The following is a 10,400-nucleotide window of genomic DNA, read 5'->3' as shown; positions in this document are numbered from 1 at the left end:
GCACCGGACCGAGCCTGGCCGGGTGGCCACCGGACCCGAGGGGTCAGGTGGCCGAAGGTCAGGCGATCAACTGCCGTAACTGGCCTGCTTCACCGCGAACACGTTCCGGTTCCCCGCTCCCTCCTGGAGCGACCAGAGGAGATCCGCGTCCTTCGGGTCCTCCCAGTACGAGATGCTCTCCCCGCTGCTCACCCAGGCGTGCGTGGCCGGGCCCGCCGTCGGGGTCCAGTAGTAGAGCTGTTTCTGCGCGGAGGAGTTGAACCACCAGCGGCCGTTGTGCGAGGCGACGCCGTTGAGGTTGTACCAGGGCAGCTGCAGGGCCTGGCTCGCCGTCGTCGAGGCGGCGAACGTCGTCGCTCCCGAGGCGAACGGGAAGCGGATCGCGCGCGGCGGGCGGTTCGGGTAGTCGGTGCAGTCGGCCTTGCAGGTGTACTCGGTCATCACGATCGACTTGCTCACCCGGTCCAGCGAGATGCTCGACCAGGCCAGGTTGGTGCCGGACGTGGTGTGCGCGGCGACCGTGCCGACCTGCGGCAGGACGTAACGGTAGTTGTGCGCGTAGTACTGGCCGCCGGAAAGGCCGATCTGATCCGCCGTGCCGCCGGAGTTGACCTCGAGGATCTTGCGCATGTCGAAGACCCGCATGCCGCCGCCGGTGTCGGCGACGTACAGGTAGTCGCCGTACCAGGAGACGCCGCCGGCGTGGATCGGGATGTCCTTGTAGTTCGGCGAAGCGGTGGTGCCGGTGGGTTCGACGAGCAGGATCTTGCGGTACTTGTTCGGGTACGTCGCGTCCCAGTCGGCGAGCGTGATCCGGCTGCGGACCTGTTTGCCGCCGCATTTGTCGCGCGTGTACCAGCTGACCGCGACGAGCTGGTGGCCGTCGTAGTTGCCGCCGTTGTCGCCGCCGACCGCGTCTCGGCTGGTGGTGATGCCCTGCGGGTAGTTGGTGCAGTCGGTGTTGTCGCCGTCGTCGAAGCGGAATCCGCCGGTGAGCCCGGCTGGGTTGAAGGTCGACGGAAGCGGTTGACGGTCGTGGTTCGCGTTGTCCATGACGGTGTGCACCGGCACGGTGTGCAGCTTCGACGCGAGACCGGAGTAGGCCGCGTCGTACTTGTGGTAATCCGAGGTCAGGGTGTATTGGCTGGCGGGCAGCGTGGTCGGTCCGGCGGCGGCGGACGCACCCGTCGCGCTCGCGGTCAATGCCGTGGCGGCGATGAGCGCCGCGCCGCATCCGGCGGTGATTCGGTGACGTTTGAACATGACTCCCCCAGAAGTCTTATCGTTGCGCCGCCCCAAGGTAGGGGGTGGCGTTGCGGCGGGGCAAGCAGTTGCCGCCCAGCCGAAAGGTGCCATCCGCCGGGTGGACGGATGGCACCTTTCGTTGCTCAGAATCCGATCGCGGTGCAGGCGGTCGTCGTTGACTTCGACGGGTCGGCGATCGATGTGGCGGTGAGCCGCACACGAGCGGTGTGCGGTGCGTCCGCCGAGCGTTTCGCGTACGCCTGGATTTGCGTCGAGCTGCCGAACTTGGCGGTGGCCAGGGCGTTCGGGAGCCGGACTTCCCAGCCGCGAGTATCCGTGGACGCGGTCAGCCGGTAGGTGTCCTGGTCATACGGTGCTGCCGCGCCGCGTGCCGAACCCTGGTTCGACAGGCGGAAGTCGCAGGTAGCCAGCCCGCCGCGGGTGAACGCGGGCAGCGCTGGCCACAGCCACGCGCCCCGCGCCTGCGGTCCGGCGCCGTCGAGCGACGCGACGGTGACCGTGTACGACAGGACGCCGCGGCTGTCCCGGTCGAGGTCGGTGACGAGGAACCGCAACCGGTTGGCCTCGTCGGTGTACTCGTAGCCGCTGGTCGCGCCGGTGCCCGCCTTGAACGTGGCGTCGTTGAGCTGCCGGTAATCGCCGACGGTGATCTTGACCGGCGTGCCGTCCGGGCGGACGTAGTCGGTCAGGCCGATGTCCTGCGGGTTCGCGTCCACGATCCATTCGAACGGCGCGGCGTCCTTGGCTTTGGTCTTGGCCAGGAGGACGCCGGAGTCGGGCGCGAACGAGTCCGAACCCATCCGGTCGACGACCTCGAGGCTGTAATGGTCGTAGCCGCCGCCGTCGCACTTCGGGTCCTTCGTCGGATCGCACTTGGGTGAACGGTCACCGCCGGTGAGGGCGATCATGACGCCCGCGTACGCGCCGGTCGCGGGTTCCGCTTCCCGAGCGGTCACGCGAGCGGTGACGGGACCGGTCGTGGCGAGTTGGTTCCGGTCAAGGCTCAAAACAGATTTCGGATCGACGATGCCGAGCTTGAGCTTGTTGCGCAGCATGTGGTGCGCGCCCATCGAACCGCCTTCGGTGGCTGGGATCTGCCAGCGCGTGTGCGGGCCGCCGGGACCGTTGAAACTGCCGCGCGACAACATTTCCCACGGCCCGGTGTACGAACGCCGGGGCGGATTGCCGAACGGGTTGTTGTAGTTGTCGCCGATGCCGAGGATGTGGCTGAACTCGTGCGCGAACACGCCCTGGCCGGAGCTTTCCGCCTGGGTCGAGGATCCGTTGGCCGCGTTGGGCCAGATGGTCGACGCCGAGGCCCACGACGTCCACGGCACGTAGCGCGTGTGCGCCCAGTTCTGGTCGCCGGGTTTGCTGCCCGGCGGACCGAATTCGGCGGGCACGTTCTCCTTCGTGCCGAACTTCATCTCGCCGAATTCCTGCCACGTCGAGCTTTCGTCCTGGCCCGCGGAGAGGAAGAAGATGAAGTCGAACTGGTCGGCCACCGGACCGACGTCGGCGCGCCACGCGTCGCCCGCGTCCTTGCGCAGGTCGCGGGTGCAGTCGGCGTTCGCCGGACAGTCCTCCGGCTGCATTTCCATGCCGTACTCGAAGGACTTGCCGGGCATCCGGTAGGGGCCGAACGCGGTGAGGTCGACGCCGAACCGGCCGCCGGAGTCCTCCATCCAGTACTCGTTGATGGTGTGGCCGTGGTTCAGGGTTTCGGGCTTGTTGAGGAAATCCTGGTAATGCTGCGCGACTTTCTCGCGCGGCAGGTTGCTCGCAGACGGAGACGGATTGCCGAAGACGGTCGAATGCGGCGCTTTCGTGACGACGAAATCCGCGTCCGGGTAGTCGGCCAGCACGACGGCGCCCTTGAACTTGCGCACGGTCGGTTTGAGCGACGGGTCGGCCCAGTTGGTGCCGGGCACGTGGCGGTAGTCCTGCCAGGTCATGCTCGCCTGGTCGGCCCAGTGCGCGGAATCCAGCGGCGCGGGCCAGCCCTGGGTGAGCGGATCGGCCGCGGCGGTCCCGGCGAGCAGCGCGGGCGCCAGTGCGGCGATCGCGACGACTGCGGCGAGGCGACCGCGGGTGGTCCGGGTGGTCCGGGCGCGGGCGGTGCCGAGGCGGCTGGCCCCGACGCGAGCTGTCCGGGTGGTGCCGAGGCGGGTTGCCCCAACGCTGGTCGCATCGAGGCGGATTGCCCCGGCGCGAGTGGTCCCGACGCGAGCTGTCCGGGTGCGGTGATTCCGGCGGGGTAAGGGGGATCTCATCCTCGCTCCTCACTTCTCCGCCGGTCCGCCCGGCGGTCCCGGAGCCGACGCTAACGGTGATCGTTAGGCGAGCGAACGAAATCCACCCCGCTGCCGCACGACGAAAGTCGGGCAAGACAGCGGCAAAGGTGCGAATGGCGCAGCGCCACCGGCTGGGCAGCGCCGCGTGAAGTCCGTGAGGGGAACCCTCATTGATTCTGATTCCCTCAGGGTTCCCTTCACGACCCGCTGTGGCCCGCGAGGGTGACCCTCCGAGAACGGCGCGGCCTCAGCCCAGGCGACGGGCGGTGACGAAGCGAGCGCGGCCGGTGTAGTCCGGGTGGTCCTCGACGCCGGTCAGCACCCGACGCGCCCGCACCAAAGCCGGGACCGCCGACCCGTGCGTGTCGTCGTGTTCGATCGCCAGGCCGCCGCCAGGGCGCAGCAGCCGCGCGCCGGCCGCGATCGCGTGCCGGATTACCGCCAGGCCGCTTTCCTCAGCGAAGACCGCGCGCGCAGGGTCGTGTTCGCCGACTTCCGGCGGAACGGGCGTGCCCTCCGGCACATAAGGCGGGTTGCAGAGCACCAAGTCCACGAGACCGTCGAGTTCGGCGAACATCGTCGGGTCCGCGATGTCTCCGGAGTACAGCCGGATCGGCGTGTTGCCTGCCGCGGTGTGGACGTCGGCGTTGTGCCGGGCCCAGGCGAGCGCCTGGGGGTCGACGTCGACCGCGTAGACCACCGCGTCCGGGCGTTCGTGTGCCAGCGCCAAGGCCAGCGCGCCGGAGCCGGTGCACAGGTCGACCACCACCGGATATTCGCGGCCCTGCAGGAACTTCACGCCCCATTCGAGCAACAACTCAGTCTCCGGCCGAGGGACGAACACGCCCGCGCCGACATTCACGGTGATGTTGCCGAGCGCGGCCCATCCCGTCAGATACTGCAGCGGGATCCGCTTGGCGCGCTGCGCGACCAGCTGCCCGATCGCGTCGATCACCGGCGGGTCGACCAGCGGCACCATCGGCAGCCTGCCCCGTTCGACGCCGAGCACGTGCGCGGCGATGAGATCCGCGTCCGACCGCGGCGATTCCACGCCCGCCTCGGTGAGGATCCGGGTGGCCTCCATGATGGCCAGGCGCAGCGGCTGCCGATTCACTGGTCGTCCTTCACTCGTCGAAGCTGCCCCCAACGGGGGTGCTGCTCAGCGTATCGACCCCCGCCCGCGCGGGCCTCACGCCTGGCCGAGATACCCGGACAGGACTTCGCGCCGCTGGGCGAGATCCCCGATCCGGCGTTCCACTTCGGCCAGTTCCCCGCGCAGCCTGCGCACCAGATCGGGGCACAGGTCCAGGTGCGCGGCGGGACCGATCGCGCAGTCGAGCATCTGGGCGATCATCTCCGTGGTCAGGCCCGCGGCCAGCAGTTTCCGGATCTGGCACACCCGGACGACGGCCTCCTCGCCGTACACCCGGTAGCCGCTCGTGTTGCGCGCCGAGTCCAGCAGCCCCTGTTCGCCGTAGTAGCGCAGCAGCCGCGGCGCGACGCCGGTGCGCTGCGCGAGTTCGCCGATCAGCATCCGATTCTCCCCCGCGTTCTGGCCTTCACACTGGTGTCAATCCTTAACGTCGCGAACATGACAGAACATTTCGCACCTCTCGTTCTCGGAGCGGGTCCCGGCCTGCTGCTCGCGCACGGCGCGGGCGGCGGCGTGCGCGCCAACTTCGGTCCGCTGCTGGACGATCTCGCCCGTACGCACACCGTGGTCGGGGCCGATTACCCCGCTGCGGGCGGCACGCTCGACGAACTCGCCGACGGCCTGGTCGCGGCTGCCGTTGAAGCCGGTGTCGAGAAATTCACGGTGCTCGGCTACTCACTCGGCACGGCTGTCGCGGTCCGGGCGGCCACCCGGCATCCCGATCGCGTGACCGGACTCATCCTCACCGCCGGTCTCGCCCGGCCGGACGCGCGGATGGAACTGGCGCTGGACCTGTGGGCAGAGCTGTTGCAAGGGGACCGCACCCTGCTCGCCAAGTACCTGATGCTGACCGCCGTCAGCGAACGGTTCCTCGCCACGCTCACGCCGGAGCAGCTCACCGCGGCCGTCGCCGGGCTGGCCGAATCGGTGCCTGCGGGCACAGCGAAGCAGGTCGAGCTGGTGCGATCCGTCGACACCCGGGCGGAACTGGCGACGATCGCGGTCCCGACACTGGTGATCGCCACGACGCTGGACGCCCTCGTACCGCCGAGGCATTCGCGCGAACTGGCCGACGGCATTCCCGGCGCGGAGCTGGTCGAGATCGAGTCCGGGCACGGCATCACCGACGAAGCGCCAGACGCCTGGCTCACCGCGATCCGGAAGGTGCTGCGATGAGCCGCCAGGTCGTCCTCCCGAACGAAGCGCCGGACCTGACCCCGCAGCGCCTCGCCGACCTCGCCCGGCTGGCCGAGGAGCTGGGCTACGAATCCGTCTGGCTGCCCGACCACGTGCTGCCGCCGGAACCGTTCGGCGAGGTCTTCGGCGGGGTGTACGAGCCGCTCGCGACGCTCGCCTATCTGGCCGCGGCGACCGAACGTGTGCAGTTGGGCACGTCCGTGGTGATCGCGCCGCTGCGCGAGCCGTATCTGCTGGCCAAGCAGGCCGCGACGATCGACCGGCTGTCCGGGCACCGGCTGATTCTGGGCGTCGGCGCGGGATGGAACGAACCGGAGTTCGCGGAGATCGGCGCGGACTTCTCCCGGCGCGGGGCGACGCTGGACGACACGCTTTCGCTGCTGGACCAGCTGTTCACCACCGGACGCGGCCGCGCTGGCGGGTATTTCGAACCTCGGCCGGCGGGGCGGATTCCGATCCTGGTCGGCGGGAACTCGACGGTCGCGCTGCGCCGGGCAGTCCGGGCCGGGGACCAGTGGCTCAGCGCGGGACTCTCGCCGGAGGCTTTCGCGGAACGAGTCGCGACGCTGGATCGGCTCGATCCTGAGCGGCGCGTGCGGCGGATCGCCCGGCAGCAGTTCAGCGAGGACCTGAGCGCGGCCGTCGAGACCTACCGTGCGTATCGCGCGGCGGGTGCGGACGCGGTGGCTGTGCACTTCGGGGGTGATGAGGGATACGAGGAGCGGATGGCGGCGTTTGCGGAGGTGACGTCGTGAGTGTTTATCCCGGTTAGAACCGCGATAGACGCGCACGAGGCCCGACGCCCCGCCCCCTCGCCCCTGCCGCGGTCCCCTCTAGACTTCGGCCGGTGAAATCCAGGGACCTGCGCTTCGGCCTCGGGGTATTCGTCGCCTCGCTCGGACTGTTGCTGCTGCGGTTCCTGGTGCCCCGCCCGGTCGGCATGGCCGACAACGGCGACGGCTGGCGGTTGCTGTGCCAGCTCGGCGGGCGGCAGCTGGACCGGCCGTCGGAGGGATTCGTCCGGTTCAGTTACGGGTCCGCGCCGCCGTGCGATTCCGCGTACGTCTCCAGCCAGGCCTGGCTCGACTGGGCGGCGGGCAAAATCGGCGCGCTGTTCGGTGCCTCCGGCGTGCTGAATCTGCTGGTGCTCGGCGTGCTCACCTGCGTGCTGGTCGCCGGCGCGATCACCGTCACGGTGCTCGGCCTCGACCTGAACCGGCGCAACCGGCTGATCGCCACGGTCTTGCTGCTGCTCGTGATGGGCGACTCGGCGTTCTTCGGCTACTTCGCGTCAGTGCTCAGCGAAGGCGCGGCGTTCCTCGGCATCCTGCTGATCTGCGGCGGCCTGTTCCTGTTGCACCGCCCCGGAAACCTGCGCTGGGCGGGTGCCGTGGTGACTGTCCTCGGTGGACTGATCGGGATCAACGCCAAGTCGCAAACCCTGTTGCTCATCCCGCTTTTCGCCCTCGCGCTGCTGCTGACCCGCCCGTCCGGCGCGCGCGGGCGGGAACGCTGGGTGCTGCCGCTGGCGGTGCTCGCGATCGTGGGCGCGGGCACTCTCGCGATCCAGTCCCAGGGCGATCCGGCCAACGCGGAATACCGCGAGGCCAACATGTACCACGCGATCTTCGACTCCATTGTGGACGGAAAGCACGACACGAAGGCCGACCTCGCCGCGCTCGGGCTGCCGGAATCGTTCGAACAGTACGTCGGCACCGGCTGGTGGGGCGAGCGCGCGGCCTGGCACGACCCGCTTTACCCGCAGTACAAGGACAAAATCAGCCGCCGCAACGTGCTGCACTACTACGCGACGCACCCTGGCCGGACAGCCGAAATCCTGCAGCAGGGCGGCGTCGACGCGCTCACCGCGCGTCCGGAAAACCTCGGCAGCTTCGGCGAACTGTCCGGACAGCCGCGGCTGGCGAAGGAATACCGGGTTCCGGTGTTCTCCGGGCTGGCCGCGCTGATCGCGCCGCTAGGATTGTTCGCACTGGTGCCGATTTGGGTGCTCATCGGCTGGGCCGGAGTGCGCGCGTTCCGCCGGGATCGGCGCGAGTACGGGATTGTCGCGTTCCTGCTGGTGTTCTTCGCGGCGGGACAGCTGGGATTGTCTGCGCTGGGTGAAGGCATCGAGGGCGTGAAGCACCAGCTGCTGACGCTCTTCCCGACTGTGCTGGCCGTGGTGTTCGCTGTCCTCAGTCTGTTGCCCCGCAAGGAAAGCGCGCCGGAGCACACTGAGGACCCGAGCGCCGAGGAAATCCCGGCTGCGGTTTAGGAATCAGCCCGCCTGCGAGGCGAGCCGCTCCTCCCGATCGGCGGTGGCCAGCGCGTCCAGCACACCGTCCAGCTCGCCGTCCAGAACCTGATCCAGGTTGTACGCCTTGTAATTCACCCGGTGGTCCGAAATCCGGTTCTCCGGGAAGTTGTACGTCCGCACGCGCTCCGAGCGGTCCACCGTCCGCACCTGCGAACGACGCGCGTCCGACGCCTTCGCCGCCGCCTCTTCTTCGGCGACCTGCTGAAGACGCGCCTGCAGTACCTGCAGCGCCCGCGCGCGGTTCTGGATTTGCGACTTCTCGTTCTGGCACGACACGACGATCCCGGTCGGCAGGTGCGTGATCCGCACGGCCGAGTCGGTGGTGTTCACGCTCTGCCCGCCGGGGCCCGAGGAGCGGAATACGTCGATGCGGAGGTCGTTCGGGTCGATTTCGACCTCGACCTCCTCCGGCTCCGGATAAATCAGCACGCCGGACGCGGACGTGTGGATGCGGCCCTGCGATTCGGTGGCCGGCACGCGCTGCACGCGGTGCACGCCGCCCTCGAATTTCAGCCTCGCCCACACGCCTTCGACGTCCGCGGTCTTGCTCTTGAGCGACAGCGTGACGTCCTTGTAGCCGCCCAGGTCCGACTCCGTCGAGTCGAGCACCTCGGCCTTCCAGTTGTGCCGTTCGGCGTAGCGCAGGTACATCCGCAGCAGGTCGCCGGCGAACAGCGCGGATTCCTCGCCGCCTTCGCCGGACTTGATTTCCATGACGACGTCAGACCCGTCGTACGGGTCGCGCGGCAGGAGGAGTTCGGTGAGTTTCGCTTCGAGCTGCGGGATTTTCGCCGCCAGCTCGTCGGCCTCGGCGGCGAACGCCGCGTCCTCGGCCGCGAGTTCCTTGGCCGCGGAAAGATCGTCGCGGGTCTGGTCCAGCTCGCGCACCGCGCGCACGACCGGGCTCAGCTCGGCGTAGCGGCGGCCCAGTTTGCGGGCCCGGGCCTGGTCTGCGTGCACCGAGGGGTCGGCGAGCTGCTGTTCCAGCTGCGCGTGCTCGTCGAGCAGCCCCTTGAGCGAACTCGAATCCACTTCGCCGTCTCCCTCTCGCGAACAAGCCCGGACAGAACAACGGCGCCCACCCGGGCGTGCGGGTGGGCGCCGTCGGACAAGCTACTTGGCGTCGGTCTTCTGCTGACGCTTGCCGTAGCGCTTCTCGAACCGGGCAACCCGGCCACCGGTGTCCATGATCTTCTGCTTGCCGGTGTAGAAGGGGTGGCAGTTCGAGCAGATCTCGACGTGGATCTGACCCGACTCCTTCGTGCTGCGGGTGACGAAGTTGTTCCCGCAGTTGCACGTGACGGTCGTGGTCACGTATTCGGGGTGAATACCGCTCTTCATGGTGTCCTCTCTCGTTGGCCCCGGGTCCCCAGTGCGGGGTGAACCGGTGCCGGACTTCAGCGGGTCATTCTGCCAGACGTGCTGGCACGGGCTACAACACACCCCGGTGACCAGGTATTCCACCGCCGGACGCGACGGTGGGTAGTGAAGGACATTCGCATTGTACGGATTTTGTACCTGATGGCGTGAAGCTGGCCGAGTTCGTGAATCGCTCACTTACTGGAGGTCCGGACATGCGCACGACCGACCTGCTCACCCGGCTCGCGAAGCCGGCCGCCGTGCTGGCACTGGCCGCTTCCGCCGCGGTCTTCGCGCCTGCCGCGAACGCCGCCGACGGGATCACCGCGGCGGATGTGAATCCCGCCGCCGGGACGTTCTCGGAGGTGTCCGAGGCGAATCTGACCGGCGCCGCGGACGGGACTCCGGCCGGGGCCGTCGCTTGGTACAAGGCGCACGCCGGAAGCACCGGGTGGGAGCACTACTGCGAGAAGGCCGCCGAGAATTCCTACGGCACCACCGGGGTTTGGGCGTCGGCCAACGCGCACTGGAACGGGGCCAGCCCGAAGCACACCAGCGGCAAGCCGCCCGCCGGTTCGTTCGTGTACTGGAACATCAGCGCCTACGGCCACGTCGGCATCGCGGACGGCAACGGCGGGTTCTACGCCACCAGCGTCGGCGGCAAGATCGGCCACGGCAGCTCCACGAGCTACTTCAACAACTACCGCGGCTGGACCCCGGCCGCCGTCCCCCGCCACTGAGTCCACCTTCGGCAAGTTCGTGAACCAGCCTTGCGGCGGCGTACAAGGCACCGTCACCGATCCGCGGGCCTTCG

General features: G+C 68.9%; 10 protein-coding genes. 4 read left to right on the top strand and 6 right to left on the bottom strand.

Features of this window, described 5'->3' with window-relative positions; translation table 11 throughout:
- Positions 1-66: 66 nt before the first annotated feature.
- The 4 genes from ACWDNU_RS43720 to ACWDNU_RS43705 all read right to left on the bottom strand — a co-directional run bounded on the left by ACWDNU_RS43720 (position 67) and on the right by ACWDNU_RS43705 (position 5,094).
- Positions 67-1,263: a hypothetical protein gene (locus ACWDNU_RS43720; RefSeq protein ID WP_449673185.1), complete on the bottom strand. Its 1,197-nt coding sequence runs from the start codon at positions 1,261-1,263 to the stop codon at positions 67-69.
- A 125-nt stretch (positions 1,264-1,388) separates the two neighbouring features.
- Positions 1,389-3,539 carry a M6 family metalloprotease domain-containing protein gene (locus ACWDNU_RS43715; protein ID WP_449673184.1) on the bottom strand — a complete coding sequence of 717 codons (2,151 nt, stop codon included), beginning with the start codon at positions 3,537-3,539 and terminating at the stop codon, positions 1,389-1,391.
- Between the two features lie 268 nt (positions 3,540-3,807).
- Entirely contained in the window at positions 3,808-4,674 is an 867-nt protein-coding gene (gene prmC / locus ACWDNU_RS43710; RefSeq protein WP_344271416.1) for a peptide chain release factor N(5)-glutamine methyltransferase, read from the bottom strand.
- A gap of 75 nt (positions 4,675-4,749) precedes the next feature.
- Positions 4,750-5,094: a MerR family transcriptional regulator gene (locus tag ACWDNU_RS43705; RefSeq protein ID WP_344271414.1), complete on the bottom strand. Its 345-nt coding sequence runs from the start codon at positions 5,092-5,094 to the stop codon at positions 4,750-4,752.
- A gap of 57 nt (positions 5,095-5,151) precedes the next feature.
- Here ACWDNU_RS43705 and ACWDNU_RS43700 point away from each other — a divergent pair, with 57 nt between their 5' ends.
- The 3 genes from ACWDNU_RS43700 to wsfD all read left to right on the top strand — a co-directional run bounded on the left by ACWDNU_RS43700 (position 5,152) and on the right by wsfD (position 8,185).
- The gene (locus tag ACWDNU_RS43700; RefSeq protein WP_449673183.1) at positions 5,152-5,889 is read left to right on the top strand and encodes an alpha/beta fold hydrolase; all 738 of its coding nucleotides are present in this window, start codon (positions 5,152-5,154) and stop codon (positions 5,887-5,889) included.
- A complete protein-coding gene (locus tag ACWDNU_RS43695) occupies positions 5,886-6,665 on the top strand; it encodes a TIGR03619 family F420-dependent LLM class oxidoreductase (RefSeq protein WP_449673182.1) in 780 nt (259 codons plus the stop codon). Before ACWDNU_RS43700 ends, ACWDNU_RS43695 begins: the two co-directional genes overlap by 4 nt.
- Before the next feature lie 92 nt (positions 6,666-6,757).
- Positions 6,758-8,185: a glycan biosynthesis hexose transferase WsfD gene (wsfD, locus tag ACWDNU_RS43690; RefSeq protein WP_449673181.1), complete on the top strand. Its 1,428-nt coding sequence runs from the start codon at positions 6,758-6,760 to the stop codon at positions 8,183-8,185.
- Between the two features lie 3 nt (positions 8,186-8,188).
- Here wsfD and prfA read toward each other — a convergent pair whose 3' ends face one another.
- On the bottom strand, positions 8,189-9,259 hold the full coding sequence (gene prfA / locus ACWDNU_RS43685; RefSeq protein ID WP_449673180.1) for a peptide chain release factor 1: 1,071 nt from the start codon (positions 9,257-9,259) through the stop codon (positions 8,189-8,191).
- A gap of 81 nt (positions 9,260-9,340) precedes the next feature.
- Positions 9,341-9,568 (bottom strand): 50S ribosomal protein L31, encoded by a 228-nt coding sequence (gene rpmE, locus ACWDNU_RS43680; RefSeq protein ID WP_043832086.1) that lies wholly within the window; start codon positions 9,566-9,568, stop codon positions 9,341-9,343.
- A gap of 233 nt (positions 9,569-9,801) precedes the next feature.
- Between rpmE and ACWDNU_RS43675 the strand changes: the two genes are divergently transcribed.
- Positions 9,802-10,326, top strand: a complete 525-nt coding sequence (locus ACWDNU_RS43675; RefSeq protein ID WP_344271396.1) for a CHAP domain-containing protein — start codon at positions 9,802-9,804, stop codon at positions 10,324-10,326.
- The last annotated feature ends 74 nt before the right edge of the window (positions 10,327-10,400 follow it).

The sequence above is a fragment of the Amycolatopsis sp. NPDC003676 genome, from assembly GCF_053587275.1.
The sequence above is the reverse complement of the archived record's forward strand: the minus strand, read 5'-3'. Positions and strand labels throughout refer to the sequence as shown.

Excerpts from the sequence above, each read along its gene's own strand:
- ACWDNU_RS43720 (WP_449673185.1), bottom strand. The coding sequence starts at position 1,263 with ATGTTCAAACGTCACCGAATCACCGCCGGATGCGGCGCGGCGCTCATC.
- ACWDNU_RS43715 (WP_449673184.1), bottom strand. The coding sequence starts at position 3,539 with ATGAGATCCCCCTTACCCCGCCGGAATCACCGCACCCGGACAGCTCGC.
- ACWDNU_RS43705 (WP_344271414.1), bottom strand. The coding sequence starts at position 5,094 with ATGCTGATCGGCGAACTCGCGCAGCGCACCGGCGTCGCGCCGCGGCTG.
- ACWDNU_RS43700 (WP_449673183.1), top strand. The coding sequence starts at position 5,152 with ATGACAGAACATTTCGCACCTCTCGTTCTCGGAGCGGGTCCCGGCCTG.
- ACWDNU_RS43695 (WP_449673182.1), top strand. The coding sequence starts at position 5,886 with ATGAGCCGCCAGGTCGTCCTCCCGAACGAAGCGCCGGACCTGACCCCG.
- rpmE (WP_043832086.1), bottom strand. The coding sequence starts at position 9,568 with ATGAAGAGCGGTATTCACCCCGAATACGTGACCACGACCGTCACGTGC.
- ACWDNU_RS43675 (WP_344271396.1), top strand. The coding sequence starts at position 9,802 with ATGCGCACGACCGACCTGCTCACCCGGCTCGCGAAGCCGGCCGCCGTG.